Here is a 19172-nt window from a genome sequence, read left to right as displayed (position 1 = left end):
CGGCCACCCTAGGCGACGGCGCCCGCGCCTGTCTCGTCCCGGTGGATCCTGGCGCCGACCGGCTCCTCCGCCGACGGATCGTCCTTCGCCGCGGCCCGCCGGCCCCGGCGCGGTCGCCCGAGCGCGAAGCCGCGCACGGTCGTGCCGTCGTCACCCCCCGAGAGCTCGTCGCGCGCGGCGTCGAGGAGCCGGCGCAGAGCGTCGTCGCGGACGAGGACCGCGCGCGCGGCGAGGCGGCGCTGCGGGTGCTCGTCGACCACTTCCTGCTCACCCGGCACCTCCTGCTCACCGGGCAGGGTCGTCGCGTAGGCCTCGAGCACCGCGTCGAGGTCGGCGGCGGAGAGGCTCGAGGCGAGGAGGATGCGGTCGAGGACGTCGTCCCAGTCCTCGTCGGGTGAGGCGCCGTCCCCACTCAGCCAGGCGAGCGCCTCGGCTCGGCCCTCGTCGGTGAGTGCGTGCAGGGGGAGCCCGTCCTCCGTCGCCCCGGCGCCGGAGACGAGACCGCGCTCGCGCAGCCGATCGAGTGTGGAGTAGATCTGCCCCACGTTCACCCGGCGGCGGTGCGCCGCCCGGTCGAGCAGCTCGGCGTGCAGCTGGAGCCCGTACGCGGGACCGAGGGTGAGGAGAGCGAGCAGACCGTCGCGGACCGACACGGGGCTCCTCTCGAGCGGATCGCGGGCCGGGTCCGTGCGGCGCCGCGGCCCCGGGCGGACGATCCCGAGTATAGGCAGGGGATCCGCACACCCCTGCGGCAGGCCCGGCGAGCCGTCTTGTCGGCGCGCGGTCGCTCCTGCATAATCTGGAGCGGTGGCTCGTCCACCGTTCTAACAAGGCACTGCTCGTCGTTTCGTGGTCCAGGTCGTTGGGGAAGACGCACCAGGACGGACGGAGGACAGCGTGGTGACGCAACAGACCCGGGGTGTGCTTTTCGTGCACTCCGCCCCCCGCGCGCTCTGCCCTCACCTCGAGTGGGGGACAGGACGCGCTCTCGGCCGTGCCGTGAACTTCACCTGGATCGAGCAGCCCGTGCAGCGCGGCGCCCAGCGCGCCGAGTTCGCCTGGGAGGGTCCGGTCGGCACGGGCGCGCAGATCGCCTCCGCGCTCCGCGGCTGGGCCGACGTCCGCTACGAGGTCACCGAGGACCCGTCGCGCGGCGTCGACGGCGGTCGCTGGATGCACACCCCCGAGCTCGGCATCTTCTACGCCCAGACCGACAGCGCCGGCAGCACCGTCATCCCCGAGGACCGCATCCGCGCCGCCATGGAGACCGCCGGCGCCGATCCCATCGAGCTGCACCGCGAACTCCGCCTCGCCCTCGGCCAGGCCTGGGACGACGAGCTCGAGCCCTTCCGCGCGGCGAGCGACTTCGCGCCGGTCGTCTGGATGCACAGCGTCGGCTGAACCGTCTGCTGCGCCGCTCCCTGCGCGGCGCAGCGCGGTCGGCTTCTCGGGGTGGGGGCGTCTCGTGGAGCGGGGTGCGTGCGGCGACGGCGATTCGCTGGGACGCGAATCGCCGGATGCGCCTCGTGCCGCGTGGGGACTCGCCGACCGTCCGTGATCGGGCGAGCCCGACGCGGAACGACGAGCGGGCGAGACGTCCGATTCGCTTCGGCTCGTGAAATCGGCTTCGGCTCGCCGGATGTCCACGATCTAGCGAGCCGGAGATCGAATCACGAGCCGAAGGTGCGTCTCGACTGCTTCGGCTCGCGAAGTGAGCTTCGGCTCGCGGAACCGGCGCGATTCGGCGAGCCCGAGGTGGAATCGCGAGCCGAAGGTCGTCGGGCTTTCCACGCGCCGGGTCGACGCCGTCTCAGTACCTTCTCGCGCGAGCCGCGCGGCGCGCCTCGGGGGCCCGGGCGGGGATGGGGGCGCCCCGCGTCCAGCAGCGTGGGTCTCGATACGCCGCTCCGCGGCTACTCGACCAGCAAAAGGTACCCCGGCGGCGCACGAGCCACGAACCCCGTGGCCCCCCACCTCACTCAGCGAGCCGAAGGCGACGCGTCACCCGCTCGAAGCCGGGCCGCGAGCGCGGAGCCTACGACGGACCCTCGCGGCACGAGGCGTATCCGGCGATCCGCGTTCCAGCGGATCGCCGTCGCCGCACCGCACCGGCCCTGCGATCCGCAACCCGGTAGGGAGCGGACGCGCCTGCGCCGCGCGATGCGCGGCGCAGCCCGCGTTCCGCTCGGAGTGACGGGGCTACGCCCCGTTACACCGACCGGAACGCGGCAACAGCATTGTGCCCCCCGAACCCGAACGAGTTGGAGAGGGCGACGAGCGGCCCCGCGCCGAGAGCGCGCGGCGTGGTGACGACGTCGAGGGCGATCTGCGGGTCCTGCTCGGTGAGGTTGATGGTCGGCGGGGCGGTGCGCTCGTGCAGGGCGAGGACGGTGAAGATCGCCTCGAGGGCGCCGGTACCGCCGAGGAGGTGGCCGGTGGCGGCCTTGGTGGCGGAGACGGCGATGTTCGGGAGGTGGTCGCCGAAGACGCGGGCGAGGGCGCGGTACTCCGCGATGTCGCCGACGGGGGTGCTGGTGGCGTGCGCGTTGACGTGGGTGACGTCGGTGCGGGCGGCGCCGGCCTGCTCGAGGGCCTCGATCATGGCGCGGGCGGCGGCGGAGCCCTCGGGGTCGGGCGCGGTGATGTGGTACGAGTCGCTCGTGACGGCGCCGCCGGCGAGCTCGGCGTAGATGCGCGCGCCGCGGGCGAGGGCGTGCTCCTCGGTCTCGAGGACGAGGGTGGCGGCGCCTTCGCCGAGCACGAAGCCGTCGCGGGAGACGTCGTAGGGGCGGGACGCGGTGGCCGGGTCGTCGTTGCGGCGGGAGAGCGCCTGCATCGAGGCGAAGGCGGCGAGGGGGAGCGGGTGGACGACCGATTCGGTGCCACCGGCGATGACGACGTCGGCGAGGCCGCGCTGGAGGTGCTCGTAGGCGTTCGCGATCGCCTCGGTGCTGGAGGCGCAGGCCGAGACGTCGGTGCGGGCGTAGGCCCGGGAGGGGATGGCCATGCTGATCGCGGCCGCGGCGGCGTTGGGCATGAGCATCGGGATGGTCATCGGCAGAACGCGGCGGGGGCCGCGCTCGCGGAGGGTGTCCCAGGCGTCGATCAGGGTCCAGAGCCCGCCGATGCCGGTGGAGTAGTCGACGCCGACGCGCAGCGGGTCGACGTCCGTGATGCCCGAGTCGGCCCAGGCCTCGCGGGCGGAGATGAGGGCGAACTGGCTGGAGGGGTCGAGGCGCTTGGCCTCGGGGCGGGGGAGGACCTCCTCCGGGCGCACCTTCGCCTGGGCGGCGAAGGTGACGGGGAGCTCGAGCTCGGTCACCCAGTCGGCCTGGATGGTGCTGACGCCGGACTCTCCCGCGAGAAGGGCGTTCCAGGAGTCGCGAGCGGTGCCGCCCAGGGGCGTGCTGGCTCCGATGCCGGTGACGACGATTTTCTTGGGACTCATGACGACGATCTCTGTTCCGTGACGGGTGGGTGCCGGGCGCACCCCGGCCGGGCGGTCAGCCGGTTCCGGGGTGCGCCACGAGGCCGGGGTGCGGGGGGAGGCTACTCGGAGGCCTTGACGATGAAGGTGACCGCGTCGCCGACCGTCTTGAGGTTCTTGACCTCGTCGTCCGGGATCTTCACGTCGAACTTCTCCTCGGCGTTGACGACGATCGTCATCATCGAGATGGAGTCGATGTCGAGGTCGTCGGTGAACGACTTGTCCATCTCGACGGAATCGGTCGCGATGCCGGTCTCGTCGTTGACCAGCTCGGCCAGGCCGGCGAGGACTTCTTCGTTGGACAGTGCCATGGTTCTCTCCTTGAGGGGTGTTCGATCAGCGAGTCTTCGAGATCGGGGTGTCGTCGAGATCGGTGGTGGTCGAGATCAGGTGTTCGTCGTGTGACCGTAGGTCAGTTTAGGGGTGGCCCTGCGCCCCCTACGGGAGCACCACGACCTGCGCGCCGAAGACGAGTCCGGCGCCGAATCCGATCTGGAGGGCGAGTCCGCCGCTGAGCTCGGGGTGCTCCTCGAGCAGGCGGTGGGTCGCTAGCGGGATGGAGGCGGCCGACGTGTTGCCGGTCGTCTCGATGTCGCGGCCGATGGCGACGGACTCGGGCAGCTTGAGCTGCTTCGCGAGCTCGTCGATGATGCGCATGTTCGCCTGGTGCGGGATGAAGGCGGCGAGGTCCTCGGGCTGGACGCCCGCCTCGGCGAGGGCCTGCTTGGCGACCTTGGCCATCTCCCAGACCGCCCAGCGGAAGACGGACGGGCCGTCCTGGCGCAGGGTCGGCCACTCGGCGACGCCGTCGCGGTAGGCGGCGAGCGGGTTGTCCATGCCGACGGTGTCCCACTTGGAGCCGTCGGAGCCCCAGACGGTCTTCGAGATGCCGGCGGTGTCGCTCGGGCCGACGATCGCCGCGCCCGCGCCGTCGGCGAGGAGGAAGGAGATGCTGCGGTCGGTCGACTTCACGATGTCGGACAGCTTCTCGGCGCCCACGACGAGGACGTACTCGGCGAGGCCGGAGCGGACGAACGAGTCGGCCTGAGCGATGCCGTAGGTGTAGCCGGCGCACGCGGCGGAGATGTCGTAGGCGGGGGCGGGGTTGGCGCCGATCCGCTCGGCGAGCAGCGCCGCGAGTGACGGGGTCTGCACCGTGTTGCTGATGGTCGACACCAGCACGAGGCCGATCTGGTCGGCGCGGATGCCGGCCTTCTCGATCGCCTCGAGTGCCGCGGTGGTGGCGAGGTCGACGGCCTGGACGTCGGCGGACGCGCGGCGGCGCTCGATGATGCCGGTGCGCTGGCGGATCCACTCGTCGGAGGAGTTGATCGGGCCGACGAGGTCGTCGTTCGGCACGACGAGATCGCCGCGCGCCGCGCCGATGCCGAGGATGCGGGTGTACTGGCTGCCGCTGGACTGGGTGAGGGAAGGGGTCGTCATGGGTCTCTCCTGCTAGGCGGCGTGCTCGTCGATGAAGGCGCGGGCGGCGTCGAGGTCGTCGGGGGTCTTGATCGCGAGGGTCGGCAGGCCCTTGAGGCCGCGCTTGGCGAGACCGACGAGGGCACCCGCGGGGGCCAGCTCGATCAGTCCGGTGACGCCCGCCTCGGCGAAGGCCGCCATGCAGAGGTCCCAGCGGACCGGGGAGGCGACCTGGCCGACGAGCAGCTCGAGGAAGCGGGCGCCGGAGTCGACGACCGAGCCGTCGCGGTTCGTCCAGAGGCGCAGCGTCGGGTCGGCCGGGGTGATCGAGGCGGCCACGTCGGCGAGCGCGTCGCGGGCCGGCGCCATGTAGCGGGTGTGGAACGCTCCGGCGACCTGGAGCGGGACGACGCGGGTGCCGCGGACGGGCTCGTCCTTCAGCGCCTGGAGGGCGTCGACGGCGCCGGCGACGACGATCTGGCCGCCGCCGTTGTAGTTGGCCGGCTCGAGGCCGAGCTCGTCGAGGCGGGCGAGCAGCGCCTCCTCGTCGCCGCCGAGGACGGCGCTCATCGCGGTCGGCGTCGCGGCGGCCGCGGCCGCCATCGCGCGGGCCCGCTCGCGGACGAAGACGAGGGCGTCGGGCTCGGAGAGCACTCCGGCGCCGGCCGCGGCCGTGATCTCGCCGACGGAGTGGCCGGCGATGCCCGCGATGCGCTCGCGGCGGCCGCCCTCCAGCAGAGAGGCCAGGCTGACGAGTCCGGCGGAGACGATCAGCGGCTGGGCGACCGCGGTGTCGCGAATCGTGTCCGCGTCCGAGACGGTGCCGTGCGCGGCGAGGTCGATGCCGACCGCCTCCGAGTGCGCGGCGACCTGCTCGGCCACCGAGGGGACGGCGAGCCAGGGCTCGAGGAATCCGGGGGTCTGGGAGCCCTGACCCGGGGCGACGACGACGATCACGCTTTCAGTCTTCCGATCCGCGCCGGTTCGTGCGGCGCTCTGAGGTACTGACAAACCACAAGGAGCTTGTGGCGGTTCTACAACGGGGTGCGAGGAGGCGACGGCTCACTTGCGGGTCGGACGGCGGCGGACCGCCCCGTCCGGGTCGCTCATCGAGCCGAGGATGAGCGCCGACTGGAGGATGAGCGCCTCGCGGGCACCCGTCGCGTCCCAGCCGATCACCTCCGCCACCCGCTTCAGGCGGTAGCGGACGGTGTTGGGATGCACGAAGAGCTCGCGGGCCGTCGCCTCGAGCGAGCGGCCGTTGTCGAGGTAGGCCCACAGCGTGGTGAGCAGCTCGGTCGAGTGCTTCTGCAGCGGCTTGTAGATCTGGGTGATCAGGCTCTGCCGGGCGAGCGGGTCGCCGGCGAGGGCGCGCTCGGGCAGCAGGTCGTCGGCGCTGACCGGCCGCGGGGCGTTGCGCCAGGAGCGGGCGACCGCGAAGCCGGCCAGGGCGGCGCGGGCGCTGCGCGAGGCCTCGACGAGCGTCGGCACCTCGTGGCCGAGGACCAGGTGGCCGGTGCCGAAGCCCGGCTCGAGCGCGTTCGCGATCTCGAGGAAGGCGACCGGCGGTCCGCTCTCCTCCGTCGCGTTCTCGCTCGGTTCTGCGCGGCCGATCACCAGCACGAGCCGGCTGCCCTGCACGCCGATCAGCACGTCGGCGCTCATGTGCCGGGCGGTGCGGCGGAGCTGGTCGACGTCGAGCATCTTCGGCGCGGTGCCCACGAGCACCGCGACCTCGCCGTGCCCGTGCCAGCCGAGAGCCGCGATGCGGCTCGGCAGCTCGTCGTCGGCCTCGCCGGTGAGGATCGAGTCGACGACGAGGGCCTCGAGCCGTGCGTCCCACAGTCCGCGGGCCTCGGCGGCCCGGGCGTAGACGTCGGCAGCGGCGAAGGCGATCTCGCGCGAGTAGAGCAGGATCGCCTCGCGCAGATCCTCGCCGCGGTTCGCGATCCGCTCCTCCACCACCTCGACGGTGACCTTGATCAGCTGGAGGGTCTGGGTGAGCGAGACGGAGCGGAGCAGCTCGCGAGGAGCGGCTCCGAACACGTCGGCGGCGATCCACGGCGTCGCCGAGGGGTCGTCGAACCAGGAGATGAACGAGGTGATGCCGGCCTGCGCGACCATGCCCACGGCGGAGCGGCGGCCCGGGGGCATGCTGCCGTACCAGGGCAGCGTGTCCTCGAGCTTCTGGATGGTCTGCGTGGACAGCTCGCCCGAGAGGGTCCGGAGCCAGGCGAGAGTCTGCTCCTTCGTGCGCGGAGCGCCCGGCCGGGTGGCCGGACGCTCCGCGGAAGGGGCTGTTCCCTGCGCCGACCGAGCGTCGTCGGAGGAGAGCACCGAGCCGTCCGTCAGCTCTCGCCGCCCGCGTTGCCGGTGGTGCCGGCGTTCACGTCGTGGAGGCTGTACTTCTGGATCGCCTGGGCGGCGAGCGAGGGGTCGACCTCGCCGCGCTTGGCGAGCAGCTGCAGCGTGCGCACCACGACCGACGGACCGTCGATCTTGAAGTGGCGGCGCGCGGCCGCGCGGGTGTCCGAGAAGCCGAAGTCGTCCGCTCCGAGCGTCGCGAAGTCGCCCGGGATGAACTGGCGCAGCTGGTCCGGCACCTGGTGCGAGAAGTCCGAGACGGCGACGAAGGGGCCCTTCGCGTCGGCGAGCTTCTGCGTGACGTAGGGGACCTGCGCCTCGTCCTCGGGGTAGAGGAAGTTGTGGTGCTCGGCCTGGATGCCGTCGCGCCGCAGCTCGTTCCACGAGGTGACCGACCAGACGTCGGCCGAGACTCCCCAGTCCTCGGCGAGGAGCTTCTGCGCCTCGATCGCCCACGGCACGGCGACGCCGGACGCGAGCAGCTGGGCCTTCGGGCCGTCCCACTGACCCCAGGAGACGCGGTGGATGCCGCGGACGATGCCGTCCACGTCCACGTCCTCGGGCTCCTTCGGGTGCACGATCGGCTCGTTGTAGACCGTCACGTAGTACATGACGTTCGGCTCCGGGTGCTTCCCGCCGTACATCCGCTCGAGACCGGACTGCACGATGTGCGCGATCTCGTAGCTGTACGCCGGGTCGTAGCTGACGACGGCCGGGTTGGTGGCGGCGAGGATCGGCGAGTGGCCGTCCGCGTGCTGGAGGCCCTCACCGGTCAGCGTCGTGCGACCGGCGGTCGCCGCGATCATGAAGCCGCGGGCCATCATGTCGCCCGCCGCCCAGATCGCGTCGGCCGTGCGCTGGAAGCCGAACATCGAGTAGAAGACGTAGACCGGGATGAGCGGCTCGCCCTGCGTCGAGTAGGACGTACCGACCGCGGTGAACGCCGCGAGGGCGCCCGCCTCGTTGATGCCGACGTGCAGGATCTGGCCCTGCGGGCTCTCCTTGTAGGCCAGGAGCAACTCGCGGTCGACCGACGTGTAGTGCTGACCGCGCGGGTTGTAGATCTTCGCGTTCGGGAAGAACGCGTCCATGCCGAAGGTGCGGGCCTCGTCGGGGATGATCGGGACGACGCGGTTGCCGAAGTCCTTCGAGCGCAGGATGTCCTTGAGGATGCGGACGAACGCCATGGTGGTGGCGATCTCCTGCGTCCCGGAGCCCTTCTTGCCGATCTTGTAGGCCGAGTCGTCCGGCAGCGACAGCTGCGTGTACTTCGACCGGCGCTCGGGCAGGTAGCCGCCGAGCGCGCGGCGGCGCTCCTGCATGTACTCGATCGCCTCGTCGCCCTGACCGGGGTGGTAGTACGGCGGGAGGTAGGGGTTCTCCTCGAGCTGCGCATCCGTGATCGGGATCCGCATGGTGTCGCGGAAGCCCTTCAGGTTGTCGAGCGTCATCTTCTTCATCTGGTGGGTCGCGTTGCGGCCCTCGAAGCTGCGGCCGAGACCGTAGCCCTTGATGGTGTGCGCGAGGATGACGGTCGGCTGGCCCTTGTGCTCCGTCGCGGCCTTCATGGCGGCGTAGATCTTGCGGTAGTCGTGACCACCGCGGCGCAGGCCCCAGATCTGCTCGTCGCTGTAGTCCTCGACGAGCTTCTTCGCGCGCTCGTCGCGGCCGAAGAAGTTCTCGCGGACGTACGCGCCGTCCTCGGTCTTGAAGGTCTGGAAGTCGCCGTCCGGCGTCTTGTTCATCAGGTCGAGCAGCGCGCCCTCGGTGTCGCGGGCGAGCAGGTCGTCCCACTCGCGGCCCCAGATGAGCTTGATGACGTTCCAGCCGGCGCCGCGGAAGAACGACTCCAGCTCCTGGACGATCTTGCCGTTGCCGCGGACCGGTCCGTCGAGGCGCTGCAGGTTGCAGTTGACGATGAAGTTCAGGTTGTCGAGGCCGTCGTTCGCGGCGACCTGGAGCTGACCGCGCGACTCGACCTCGTCCATCTCGCCGTCGCCGAGGAACGCCCAGACCTGCTGGTCGGAGGCGTCCTTGATGCCGCGGTTGGTGAGGTACTTGTTCGCCTGCGCCTGGTAGATCGCGTTGATCGGGCCGAGGCCCATCGACACGGTCGGGAACTGCCAGAACTCCGGCATGAGGCGCGGGTGCGGGTAGCTGGAGAGCCCGCCGCCCTGGTGCGACTTCTCCTGGCGGAACCCGTCGAGCTGGTGCTCGCTCAGGCGGCCCTCGAGGAAGGCGCGCGCGTAGGGGCCGGGGGAGGCGTGGCCCTGGATGAAGATCTGGTCGCCGCCGCCCGGGTGGTCCTGGCCGCGGAAGAAGTGGTTGAAGCCGACCTCGTAGAGCGAGGCGCTCGACGCGTAGGTCGAGATGTGCCCGCCGACGCCGATGCCGGGGCGCTGCGCGCGGTGCACGAGGATGGCCGCGTTCCAGCGGATCCAGGCGCGGTAGCGGCGCTCGACGTCCTCGTCACCGGGGAAGTCGGGCTCGTTCTCGGCCGCGATGGTGTTGATGTAGTCCGTGGTCGGCACCATCGGAACGCCGAGGTGCAGCTCCTTGGAGCGCTTGAGGAGGCTGAGCATGACGTCGCGTCCGCGACCGGCACCCCGCTCCTCGACGAGCGCGTCCAGCGACTCGTTCCACTCCGACGTTTCCTCGGGATCCGAGTCGACGTGTCCGACGGAATACGGGTCCTGATCGTTAACAGTCACCCTCGACCTCTCTCTGGGGGCAGATCGTGCCCGAGACATCACTCTCATGAAGCGGTGCGGATCCGCGCGCAGGATTCTCGGATGACGAGCGGCGCGCGGGCACCCGTGTCAGCCTAGCGATTCCGGGCATGTGTGGCGATCCACGACGGATGCGCACAGGGCACTGTGGGATTTCTCCAGCGGGAGCGCGTCCAGCGGCCTGGTCGGCCGCCGGGTCGGCGGTCCGATCGGCGGTCCGGTTCCCGACCGGTGTTCGGCTCTTCCTTGGTCGACGGCCGGAGCGGGTCTAGCATTGCCCCTTGTGCTCGCGCGACATTCGTGCGCATGGAAGGACATCGTCCGATGGCTCTCGAGAAGCTCACGCTGGCTCCCGACTTCGAACTCGCGAACCAGTATGGCGAGCGCATCCAGCTCGGCGACTTCCACGGGCGGCGCAACGTCGCCCTCGTCTTCTTCCCGCTCGCCTTCTCCGGCACCTGCACCGGCGAGTTCTGCGCACTGCGCGAGAACCTCGCCCTGTTCGAGCACGCGGACGTCGAGCTGATCGGCCTCTCGGTCGACTCCAAGCACACCCTGCGCGCCTGGGGCGAGAAGCAGGGCTACGACTTCACGCTGCTCTCCGACTTCTGGCCGCACGGCGATGTCGCGAAGCAGTACGGCGTCTTCCTCGAGGGCAAGGGCTACGCGACGCGCGCGACCTTCCTCATCGACAAGGAGGGCGTCATCCGCGACACCTTCATCACGGCCCCCGGCGAGGCCCGCTCGATCGACGACTACCGCGCCGCGATCGACGCGCTCACTCCGGCCCACGCCTGACGCTCTCCGCGAGATGCCACTTGTGACCGCCTTTCGCGGCGTGTCGCGTGCACAAGTGGCATCTCGCGGACTGCTGCCGTGCGTGAACGTCCCGAGGGTCAGTTGAGGATGTTGACCGCTCGGGAGATGACCAGGGCCAGCAGGACGAAGCCGGTGAAGCCCTCGAGGGCCATCAGGAGCTTGACCCGGCTGGACAGGGGCATGGTGTCGGTGGGGCTGAACGCCATCGTGTTCGTCGTGGAGACGTAGAGGTAGTCGACGAAGCCCGGGCGCCAGTCGGCCTTCTCGGAGGAGCCGACCGCCACCTCGCTGACGGTGTCGCGGTAGGTGTCCTGCGGGAAGGCGAAGTCGGCGGGCGGCAGCTGCGAGCGCTCGAGCGTGCCGCGCGAGACAGGGCCACCGCGATCGAGCTCCCAGAAGATCAGCGCGTAGGCGACGACGTTGGTCACCCAGACCTGCAGCGCGGTGAGCAGCAGCAGCGGGCCGTCCGCGGATCCGTCGACGAGGTCGACCACGACCCGGACGACGTTGACCTGGTTCGCCGCAGCGAGGACGACCGCGAGGGCGATCGACACCCCGCGCGACCAGCGGGTCTCGGTGTCGAAGCGGCGCGGGTTCACGACGAAGAGCGGGATCAGCAGCGCGAGAGTGAGGACCGCCGCGGCGATCCGGACGACCGAGGTGCTGGAGTCGTGCCCGACGAGGTTGAGCGCGACGGCCACGAGGATCGCCGCGGAGGCCGGCCAGCGGCTCTCGGCCCGGCGCCTCGCTCGCCCGTCGTCCGTGTCCGCCATGCGCCGAGAGTAGCGCTGCGAGCCGTGTCGTAGGATCGATCCGATCGTCCGCGGCCCGGCCGCGACGGGGGCCTTTAGCTCAGTTGGTAGAGCGCCACGTTTACACCGTGGATGTCATCGGTTCGAGCCCGGTAGGGCCCACTCGATCTCCTGCGCTCCTCGCTCAGCGGGACTGGCGGCGCTTGTAGGGCTTGGGCTGGCCCTTGACGACGGGGGCGCGGCCGGTGCCCTTCGAGGCCTTGGCCTTGCCGCCGGACTTGGGCGCTTCCTCCGGCTCGTCGCCGAGCTCGGCGAGCTCCTCGCGGGCGGAGGCGAGGCGCTGGCGGCCGGCCGCGGTGAGGGTCGTGGCGGCGGCGCCGGGCTCGAAGAGCGGGCGGCCGAGGTCGAACTCGACGGCGGCGACCGAGGAGTCGAGCTTCTTCCGGGAGATGCCGAGCTTCTCGGCGGCGCGCACGAAGTGGAGCTCCTCGGCGACGACCACGAAGTGTCGCAGCTGGCTGATCTTCATGAGGAACCCTTCGCGGCCGCTCGCTGCGGCCGCATCAACCCTATGCGGAAGCCCGGCTCAGGCGGACGGGGTCAGCCGCTGGTCGCCGACGACGCCGAGCAGTCGCAGCGCCTCGGCGGCGGCGGGGGAGTCGGTGCGCGGCGTGAGCACCAGCAGCACCTGGGCCTGGTTCTCCGTGAAGAGCGCCTGGCAGTCGACGTCGATCTCGCCGACCTCGGGGTGCCGCAGGGTCTTGCGGTCCTCGAAGCGGGCCGTCACCTCCTGCAGCTCCCAGTAGCCGCGGAACTCCGCGCTCCGGTCGAGGAGCGACGCGATGATCCGCGCGGCGAGCGGATCCGCGTCGGGGGCCGCGGCGGCGAAGCGGAGCTGCGCCGTCTGCATCCGGCCCTGGTGCTCGTGCTCGCGCTCGGGGTAGCTGCGGCGCGCCTCGCCGGGGTGCGCGAACCAGCGGTGGATGCCGCTCCGGTCGAGCCCGGTCCACTCGGCGCCGTCGCCGAACAGCGCGCGGGCGAGGCGGTTCTGCACGAGGGTCTCGCCGAGCTCGGTGATGACGAGGGCGGGAGTGTCCTCGAGCCGGTCGAGGACGCGGAGCAGGCCCGGGGAGACGTGCTCGTCGCGGCGGCGCCGCGGCGGCGGAACCTGACCGGCCAGCCGGAAGAGGTGGTCGCGCTCGTCGAGGTCGAGGCGGAGCCCCCGCGCGATCGCGGTGAGCATCTGCTCGGACGGCTGCGGACCGCGCTGCTGCTCGAGCCGCGACCAGTAGTCCGCCGACATGCCGACGGCCGCCGCGATCTCCTCGCGGCGCAGGCCCGCGGTGCGGCGGCGCGCGCCGGCCGGCATGCCGAGGTCGGACGGCTGCAGGCGCTCGCGCCGGCCACGGAGGAACTCGGCGAGGGCTGGTCGGTCCATGCGCTCATCCTGCCCGCACGGCGCGCGGCCGGCCAGGGAGCGCCGGTCCCTGGATCGTCCCGCCCTTCCTCACCGGTCGGCGCCGGGAGACGGTGGAGACCGGCCGGGCACGACAGCCCCGGCAGACGGAGGAGACGACATGAAGACCACGGGCAGCACCATCCTGATCACCGGCGCGACCTCGGGCATCGGCCGCGGGCTCGCCGAGCGATTCCTCGCGGCGGGCAGCGCCGTGATCGTCGGCGGCCGGCGGCGGGAGCTGCTGGACGAGTTCACCGCCGCGCACCCGGGCTCCGGCTCGGTCGTGATCGACGTCACGGATCCGGAGTCGATCGCTGCGGCGGTGGAGACGGTGACCCGCGAGCACCCGGAGCTGAACGCCGTGGTCACGATGGCGGGCATCATGCTGCCCGAGGACCTCCGCGACTCCGGTCACCTCGACACCGCCGAGGCGATCGTCGAGACGAACCTGCTCGGCACGATCCGCACGCTGACCGCCTTCACTCCCTGGATCACGGCGAAGGCCGACGGGGTGCTGATGACCGTGTCCTCGGGACTGGCGTTCGTGCCGCTCCCGCTGACGCCGACCTACAGCGCGACCAAGGCGGCGGTGCACTCGTACACGCAGAGCCTGCGGGTGCAGCTCGCCGCGACGCCGGTGCAGGTCGTCGAGCTCGTCCCGCCGGCGGTGCAGACGACGCTGATGGGGCAGGAGGACGACCCGAGCGCGCAGCCGCTGGACGAGTTCCTGGACGAGACGATGCGGATCCTGGCCGCCGATCCGGACGTCGAGGAGGTGCTCGTCGACCGCGTGCGCTTCCTCCGCGACGCCGAGGCGGAGGGACGGCATGCCGACGTCCTCGCGCTGCTCGGCAGCCGGCACTGAGCGGGCAGGCGCCGATCGGCGTCGATCTCGCTGCTGCCCGTTGTGCTGGAGCGCTCTCACGCCTACCCTCGCGCACGTGGACGGAACCCGAATCCGGCCGCGGAGGAGGCCATTGTGGGCGCGCTCGTCTACAGCGGTGTGGCCTCGATCGACGGCTACACCGTCGACGAGACCGGGGACTTCAGCTGGGCCACGCCCCGCCCCGAGGTGCACCGCTTCATCAATGAGACCGAGGCCGGAGTGGGCACCTACCTCTACGGTCGCCGGATCTACGACACCATGCGCGGCTGGGACCCGGGCTACGCGCTCGCCGAGCAGTTCGCCTTCATCCACGACTTCCAGGAGATGTGGCGGGCGGCCGACAAGGTCGTCTACTCGCGAACCCTGCCCGCGGTGCGCACCCGCCGGACCCGGCTCGAGCGGTCCTTCGATCCGGCGGCCGTGGCGGCGGAGGCGCGCTCGAAGCCGCACGACGTCTCGGTCGGCGGCGCGACCCTGGGGGCGCAGGCGCTCCTCGGCGGAGTGGTGGACGAGATCCGCTGGTACGTCGCGCCGATCATCGTCGGCGGCGGGACCCCGTTCCTCCCGCACGGGCTCCGCAGCACGCTCGAGCTCCGGCAGCAGCGGTGCTTCGCGGACGGGACGGTGTTCCTCCGCTACGGCGTGAAGCACCGATGACGACCCGCGCGGTCGGCCGTCACGCGCCGGCGGAGTCCTCCGCGCCGACGAGCGCGGCGATGCGCGCCGCGATCCGCGCGCCCTGCGCCCGGCCGGCCTGCGCGGCGGCGGGGCGGACCTCGGGGTCGAGCGAGTTCGGGCCGAAGGCGGCGATCGACGCCTCGTCCGCGTAGACGACCTCGACGCGGGAGTCGGAGAGCGCGTCGAGCTCGGCGGCGGGCAGCGTGCCGACTCCGGGCGAGCCGATGCCGGACATCGGCGTGACGACGAGCACCCAGTCGGCGCCCGCGGCGAGGTCGGCGTTGCTGCCCGAGCGCACGCCGCCGTCCATGTAGCGGACGCCGTCGATGCTGACCGGCGGCCAGACGCCGGGCACCGCGCAGCTCGCGGCGATGGCATCGACGAGGCCGACGCCGCTCGTGCGGTCGAAGACCTCGAGCGCGCCGGTGGCGGTGTCGATCGCGGTGATCAGGAGGCGCTGCTCCGGCCAGTCGGCGTCGGCGACCCGCGCGGCGATGACGTCGCGGCGGGACTCCTCGGACAGGGTCGCGGTCTCCAGGGCGAGCACGCCGATGCGGCGCCGGGCGTCCTCGGGCGAGGTCGCCCCCTCGATCGCGGCGGCGTACATCGCCTGCAGGCGCTCGACGTCGACGACGGCGCCGATCTCGGAGGACTCCTCGCGCAGCTGCGAGGCGTAGGCCTCGTCGAGTCCGACGGAGGTGCTCAGCTGCGAGGCGACGGCGGAGCCGGCCGACGTGCCGATCAGCGTCGTCGAGGGGTCGAGCAGGAGTCGCGCGGCGGCCGGCGAGGCGTCGCTGAGGCCGCGGACGATGCCGAGCTCCCAGGCGATGCCGGCGAGTCCGCCTCCGGCGAGGACGAGGGCTCCGGGCATGGGTGGTCCTTTCGATGGTGCGGTCGGTCCGGCCAGCCTGGCCGCCGAGTCTGGGAGGCGCCGGTCAGGCGCGGGTCCGAGCGTGAGCGTGCGGTCAGGCGCGGGCGGCGGCGAGAGCGTCGGCCGCCAGTCGCGTCGAGCTGTCGCGGTCGCGGAGCCAGAGCGGGACCGAGTGGACCCGGAGGCCGGTGTCGTCGAGCGCGGCGACGGCCGCCGCGTCCTCCTCGCCGACCAGCCAGGCGTCGAGGAGCCCGCCGGCCGAGCGGGCGCCGTAGTGGCGGCCGACCGCCTCCGCCGAGGTCTCGACGCCGATCGCGGGGAGGCAGTGGTCGGCCATGCCGCGGACGACCGCGCCGCCGATGATCGGCGAGACGCCCACGACCGGAGCCGGGCTGCTCCGGACGGCGTCGGCGATCCCGGGCACGCCGAGGATCGTGCCGATCGAGACGACCGGGTTCGACGGCGCGATCAGGACCGCGTCGGTGTCGGCGATCGCCTCGAGCACGCCGGGGGCGGGCCGTGCCTCCTCGACGCCCTGCTGCACGAAGCGGCGGGCGGGCACCGAGGCGCGCAGCCGCACCCACCACTCCTCGAAGTGCAGCAGCCGCACGCCCTCGCCGGGCAGGTCGACCTCCACGTGCGTCTCGACGTCGGAGTCGGACATCGGCAGGAGCCGGACGCCAAGCGGCCATCGCGCGGTGATCCGCTCCGTCGCCTGCGAGAGGGTGAGGCCGTCGCGCAGCATCGACGTGCGGGCGAGGTGGGTGCCGATGTCGAGGTCGCCGAGGGTGAACCAGGGCCAGCCGACGCCGAAGGCGGAGAGCTCGGCCGAGACGCGCTCGGTCTCGCCGGCCCGGCCCCAGCCGCGCTCGGTGTCGTTGACGCCGCCGAGCGAGTAGGTCAGCGAGTCGAGGTCGGGGCAGATCTTGAGGCCGGCCAGCCACATGTCGTCGCCGGTGTTGGCGACGACGGTGATCTCGGACGACTCGCCGCCGGCCGCCTCGAGGTCGCGGAGGTGCTCGCGCACCGCGGAGGTGAAGCGGGCGCCGCCGACGCCGCCGGCCAGGATCGTGATGCGCATCCGACGACGCTACCGCGCGGGGCGCTCACCGCGGATTCCGAACCAGGAGCGCCTTAATGCTGCGGATCCGTGCCGGAAACACCCGGGAAACGTCGGAGGACGACGATGAACCCCTGTCCGGCGCACGGGGCGGAGGTCGTCATTGCCTTCCGCCCGGACGCGGACCACAGTAAGACCCACGGCCCCTCGGCCCCGCCTCCCGGTCCATGACGACCGGGCCCGGTGGCGCCTCCATCGGGGCCGACCGAAGCATGGAGGTACCGATGACCATCGTCCGCGCAGCGATCACCCAGACCACGTGGACCGGCGACAAGGAGTCGATGCTCGACAAGCACGAGCAGTTCGCCCGCGACGCGGCAGCCCAGGGAGCGCAGATCGTCTGCTTCCAGGAGCTCTTCTACGGACCGTACTTCGGCATCACCGAGGACAAGAAGTACTACCGCTACGCGGAGCCGGCCGACGGCCCGATCGTGCAGCGCTTCGCCGCGCTGGCGAAGGAGCTCGGCACGGTGATGATCCTGCCGATCTACGAGGAGGACATCACCGGCGTCTACTACAACACCGCCGTGGTCGTCGACGCCGACGGCACGATCCTCGGCAAGTACCGCAAGCACCACATCCCGCACCTCGACCGCTTCTGGGAGAAGTTCTACTTCCGTCCCGGCAACCTCGGCTACCCGGTCTTCGACACCGCCGTCGGCAAGGTCGGCGTCTACATCTGCTACGACCGGCACTTCCCGGAGGGCTGGCGCGAGCTGGGCCTCAACGGCGCGCACCTGGTGTTCAATCCCAACGCGACCAAGCCCGGGCTGTCGAACCGTCTGTGGGAGGTGGAGGGCCCGTGCGCCGCCGTCGCGAACGGCTACTTCGTGCTCCAGCCCAACCGGGTCGGCCGCGAGGACAACGAGTACGGCGAGCTGGCCGTCGACTTCTACGGCACGAGCCAGGTGATCGATCCGCGCGGGAACTTCGTCGGCGAGCGCGGCTCGGGCGACAGCGAGGAGATCCTGATCCGCGATCTCGACCTCGACATGGTGCAGCAGATGCGCGACGACTGGCAGTTCTACCGCGACCGCCGGCCGGACTCGTACACGAGCATCCCGAAGCCCTGACCAGACCGACCGCCGGCATCACCGAGGAGCATCGATGAAGACCCTCATCACGAACGGCACGGTCGTCAACGCGACCGGGACCGCCACCGCCGACGTCCTGATCGACGGCGAGACCATCGCCGCGGTCCTCGCGCCCGGCTCGACGCTGCTGGGCTTCGACCTCGCGGCGAACGTCGACCGCGTGATCGACGCGGCCGGCAAGTACGTCATCCCGGGCGGGATCGACGCGCACACGCACATGGAGATGCCGTTCGGCGGCACCTTCGCCTCGGACACCTTCGAGACCGGCACCCGGGCCGCGGCCTGGGGCGGGACGACCTCGATCGTCGACTTCGTGGTGCAGTACCCGGGCGAGAGCGTCGTCGAGCGCTACGGCGCCTGGCAGGAGAAGGCCGCGGGCAACTGCGCGATCGACTACGGCTTCCATCAGATCCTCTCCGACGTGCAGGACTCCTCGCTGGTGGCGATGGACGAGCTGATGGCCGAGGGCGTGACCAGCTTCAAGCTCTTCATGGCCTACAAGGGCGTGTTCCTCTCCGACGACGGGCAGATCCTCCGGGCGTTCCAGAAGGGCGCCTCGAACGGGGCGATGATGATGATGCACGCCGAGAACGGCGCGATCATCGACGAGCTGGTGAAGCAGTCGCTCCAGGCCGGCAACACCTCGCCCTACTTCCACGGCACCTCGCGCCCGTGGCAGGCGGAGGAGGAGGCGACGCACCGGGCGATCATGATCGCCGACCTCACCGGCGCGCCGCTCTACGTGGTGCACGTCTCGGCGAAGCAGGCGGTGGAGCAGATCGCGCAGGCCCGCGACCGCGGCATGAACGTGTTCGGCGAGACCTGCCCGCAGTACCTCTACCTCTCGCTCGAGGACCAGCTCGGCGCGTCCTCCGAGCAGTGGGGGAGCTTCGAGGGCGCGAAGTGGGTGTGCTCCACGCCGCTGCGCTCGAAGACGGAGGGACACCAGCACCACATGTGGCAGTCGCTGCGCACCAACGACATCCAGATGGTCTCCACCGACCACTGCCCCTTCTGCATGAAGGGCCAGAAGGACATGGGTCTCGGCGACTTCTCCAAGATCCCCAACGGCATCGGCTCGGTCGAGCACCGCATGGACCTGATGTACCAGGGCGTCGTGACGGGGCAGATCTCGCTGCCGCGCTGGGTGGAGCTCACCTCCACCACTCCCGCGCGGATGTTCGGGATGTACGGGAAGAAGGGCGTCATCCAGCCCGGCGCCGACGGCGACGTCGTGATCTACGACCCGAACGGGCACACCTCGATCGGCATCGGCGAGGGCCGCAGCCACCACATGGCGATGGACTACTCCGCCTGGGAGGGCTTCGAGATCGACGGCCACGTCGACACCGTGATCTCCCGCGGCAAGGTCGTCGTCGACGACGGCGACTACATCGGCACCAAGGGCGACGGCAAGTACATCAAGCGAGGTCTCTCGCAGTATCTGATCTGACCTGAAGTCCTCTTTCTCCCACCGCAACGAAGGAAGCC

At 71.4% G+C, this 19172-nt stretch carries 18 protein-coding genes and 1 tRNA gene; 7 read left to right on the top strand and 12 right to left on the bottom strand.

From position 1 onward, the window contains the following. Positions 1 to 8: 8 nt before the first annotated feature. A complete protein-coding gene (locus tag GSU72_RS11785; protein WP_159985177.1) occupies positions 9 to 653 on the bottom strand; it encodes a PadR family transcriptional regulator in 645 nt (214 codons plus the stop codon). 268 nt (positions 654 to 921) lie between these two features. Here GSU72_RS11785 and GSU72_RS11780 point away from each other — a divergent pair, with 268 nt between their 5' ends. Then, on the top strand, positions 922 to 1401 hold the full coding sequence (locus GSU72_RS11780; protein WP_159986793.1) for a DUF3145 domain-containing protein: 480 nt from the start codon (positions 922 to 924) through the stop codon (positions 1399 to 1401). A gap of 808 nt (positions 1402 to 2209) precedes the next feature. Here GSU72_RS11780 and GSU72_RS11775 read toward each other — a convergent pair. From GSU72_RS11775 to aceE, 6 genes are all read right to left on the bottom strand, one after another. Next, the gene (locus tag GSU72_RS11775) at positions 2210 to 3448 is read right to left on the bottom strand and encodes a beta-ketoacyl-[acyl-carrier-protein] synthase family protein (protein ID WP_159985176.1); all 1239 of its coding nucleotides are present in this window, start codon (positions 3446 to 3448) and stop codon (positions 2210 to 2212) included. Between the two features lie 101 nt (positions 3449 to 3549). Further along, the gene (locus GSU72_RS11770) at positions 3550 to 3798 is read right to left on the bottom strand and encodes an acyl carrier protein (RefSeq protein ID WP_159985175.1); all 249 of its coding nucleotides are present in this window, start codon (positions 3796 to 3798) and stop codon (positions 3550 to 3552) included. A gap of 127 nt (positions 3799 to 3925) precedes the next feature. After that, a complete protein-coding gene (locus GSU72_RS11765; protein WP_159985174.1) occupies positions 3926 to 4930 on the bottom strand; it encodes a beta-ketoacyl-ACP synthase III in 1005 nt (334 codons plus the stop codon). A 12-nt stretch (positions 4931 to 4942) separates the two neighbouring features. Then, complete coding sequence (locus GSU72_RS11760) at positions 4943 to 5866, bottom strand: ACP S-malonyltransferase (RefSeq protein ID WP_159985173.1); 924 nt, start codon at positions 5864 to 5866, stop codon at positions 4943 to 4945. Between the two features lie 105 nt (positions 5867 to 5971). After that, entirely contained in the window at positions 5972 to 7117 is a 1146-nt protein-coding gene (locus tag GSU72_RS11755) for a helix-turn-helix domain-containing protein (RefSeq protein WP_244256119.1), read from the bottom strand. A 140-nt stretch (positions 7118 to 7257) separates the two neighbouring features. Beyond that, positions 7258 to 9984 (bottom strand): pyruvate dehydrogenase (acetyl-transferring), homodimeric type, encoded by a 2727-nt coding sequence (gene aceE, locus GSU72_RS11750; protein ID WP_159985171.1) that lies wholly within the window; start codon positions 9982 to 9984, stop codon positions 7258 to 7260. Between the two features lie 342 nt (positions 9985 to 10326). On the opposite strand from aceE, the gene GSU72_RS11745 reads away from it, so the two are divergent. Continuing rightward, on the top strand, positions 10327 to 10800 hold the full coding sequence (locus tag GSU72_RS11745) for a peroxiredoxin (RefSeq protein WP_159985170.1): 474 nt from the start codon (positions 10327 to 10329) through the stop codon (positions 10798 to 10800). A gap of 98 nt (positions 10801 to 10898) precedes the next feature. Here the strand turns inward: GSU72_RS11745 and GSU72_RS11740 are convergent, their stop codons facing one another. Then, the gene (locus GSU72_RS11740) at positions 10899 to 11594 is read right to left on the bottom strand and encodes a hypothetical protein (protein WP_159985169.1); all 696 of its coding nucleotides are present in this window, start codon (positions 11592 to 11594) and stop codon (positions 10899 to 10901) included. A 68-nt stretch (positions 11595 to 11662) separates the two neighbouring features. On the opposite strand from GSU72_RS11740, the gene GSU72_RS11735 reads away from it, so the two are divergent. Then, positions 11663 to 11735, top strand: a tRNA-Val gene (locus GSU72_RS11735). 22 nt (positions 11736 to 11757) lie between these two features. Here GSU72_RS11735 and GSU72_RS11730 read toward each other — a convergent pair. Together GSU72_RS11730 and GSU72_RS11725 are read right to left on the bottom strand one after the other, a co-directional pair. Then, positions 11758 to 12102 (bottom strand): LysR family transcriptional regulator, encoded by a 345-nt coding sequence (locus tag GSU72_RS11730; protein WP_159985168.1) that lies wholly within the window; start codon positions 12100 to 12102, stop codon positions 11758 to 11760. A gap of 57 nt (positions 12103 to 12159) precedes the next feature. Next, positions 12160 to 13011 (bottom strand): helix-turn-helix transcriptional regulator, encoded by an 852-nt coding sequence (locus GSU72_RS11725; protein WP_159985167.1) that lies wholly within the window; start codon positions 13009 to 13011, stop codon positions 12160 to 12162. A 139-nt stretch (positions 13012 to 13150) separates the two neighbouring features. Between GSU72_RS11725 and GSU72_RS11720 the strand changes: the two genes are divergently transcribed. After that, complete coding sequence (locus tag GSU72_RS11720) at positions 13151 to 13897, top strand: SDR family NAD(P)-dependent oxidoreductase (protein ID WP_159985166.1); 747 nt, start codon at positions 13151 to 13153, stop codon at positions 13895 to 13897. Positions 13898 to 14011: 114 nt separating this feature from the next. Further along, positions 14012 to 14575 (top strand): dihydrofolate reductase family protein, encoded by a 564-nt coding sequence (locus GSU72_RS11715; RefSeq protein ID WP_159985165.1) that lies wholly within the window; start codon positions 14012 to 14014, stop codon positions 14573 to 14575. Positions 14576 to 14594: 19 nt separating this feature from the next. Here GSU72_RS11715 and GSU72_RS11710 read toward each other — a convergent pair whose 3' ends face one another. Both GSU72_RS11710 and cofD read right to left on the bottom strand, forming a co-directional pair. Next, a complete protein-coding gene (locus tag GSU72_RS11710; RefSeq protein WP_159985164.1) occupies positions 14595 to 15467 on the bottom strand; it encodes a patatin-like phospholipase family protein in 873 nt (290 codons plus the stop codon). Between the two features lie 94 nt (positions 15468 to 15561). After that, positions 15562 to 16548 (bottom strand): 2-phospho-L-lactate transferase, encoded by a 987-nt coding sequence (gene cofD, locus GSU72_RS11705; protein WP_159985163.1) that lies wholly within the window; start codon positions 16546 to 16548, stop codon positions 15562 to 15564. A 263-nt stretch (positions 16549 to 16811) separates the two neighbouring features. Here cofD and GSU72_RS11700 point away from each other — a divergent pair, with 263 nt between their 5' ends. Continuing rightward, the gene (locus GSU72_RS11700) at positions 16812 to 17660 is read left to right on the top strand and encodes a nitrilase-related carbon-nitrogen hydrolase (protein WP_159985162.1); all 849 of its coding nucleotides are present in this window, start codon (positions 16812 to 16814) and stop codon (positions 17658 to 17660) included. A 34-nt stretch (positions 17661 to 17694) separates the two neighbouring features. Next, on the top strand, positions 17695 to 19134 hold the full coding sequence (gene hydA, locus GSU72_RS11695) for a dihydropyrimidinase (RefSeq protein ID WP_159985161.1): 1440 nt from the start codon (positions 17695 to 17697) through the stop codon (positions 19132 to 19134). Positions 19135 to 19172: the final 38 nt, after the last annotated feature.

The sequence above is a fragment of the Rathayibacter sp. VKM Ac-2760 genome, assembly GCF_009834185.1.
Taxonomy (GTDB): domain Bacteria; phylum Actinomycetota; class Actinomycetes; order Actinomycetales; family Microbacteriaceae; genus Rathayibacter.
Note: the sequence above shows the minus strand (reverse complement) of the source record. Positions and strands in the feature narration are given on the sequence as shown.

Excerpts from the sequence above, each read along its gene's own strand:
- GSU72_RS11775 (WP_159985176.1), bottom strand. The coding sequence starts at position 3,448 with ATGAGTCCCAAGAAAATCGTCGTCACCGGCATCGGAGCCAGCACGCCC.
- GSU72_RS11770 (WP_159985175.1), bottom strand. The coding sequence starts at position 3,798 with ATGGCACTGTCCAACGAAGAAGTCCTCGCCGGCCTGGCCGAGCTGGTC.
- GSU72_RS11765 (WP_159985174.1), bottom strand. The coding sequence starts at position 4,930 with ATGACGACCCCTTCCCTCACCCAGTCCAGCGGCAGCCAGTACACCCGC.
- GSU72_RS11745 (WP_159985170.1), top strand. The coding sequence starts at position 10,327 with ATGGCTCTCGAGAAGCTCACGCTGGCTCCCGACTTCGAACTCGCGAAC.
- GSU72_RS11740 (WP_159985169.1), bottom strand. The coding sequence starts at position 11,594 with ATGGCGGACACGGACGACGGGCGAGCGAGGCGCCGGGCCGAGAGCCGC.
- GSU72_RS11730 (WP_159985168.1), bottom strand. The coding sequence starts at position 12,102 with ATGAAGATCAGCCAGCTGCGACACTTCGTGGTCGTCGCCGAGGAGCTC.
- GSU72_RS11725 (WP_159985167.1), bottom strand. The coding sequence starts at position 13,011 with ATGGACCGACCAGCCCTCGCCGAGTTCCTCCGTGGCCGGCGCGAGCGC.
- GSU72_RS11720 (WP_159985166.1), top strand. The coding sequence starts at position 13,151 with ATGAAGACCACGGGCAGCACCATCCTGATCACCGGCGCGACCTCGGGC.
- GSU72_RS11710 (WP_159985164.1), bottom strand. The coding sequence starts at position 15,467 with ATGCCCGGAGCCCTCGTCCTCGCCGGAGGCGGACTCGCCGGCATCGCC.
- cofD (WP_159985163.1), bottom strand. The coding sequence starts at position 16,548 with ATGCGCATCACGATCCTGGCCGGCGGCGTCGGCGGCGCCCGCTTCACC.
- GSU72_RS11700 (WP_159985162.1), top strand. The coding sequence starts at position 16,812 with ATGACCATCGTCCGCGCAGCGATCACCCAGACCACGTGGACCGGCGAC.
- hydA (WP_159985161.1), top strand. The coding sequence starts at position 17,695 with ATGAAGACCCTCATCACGAACGGCACGGTCGTCAACGCGACCGGGACC.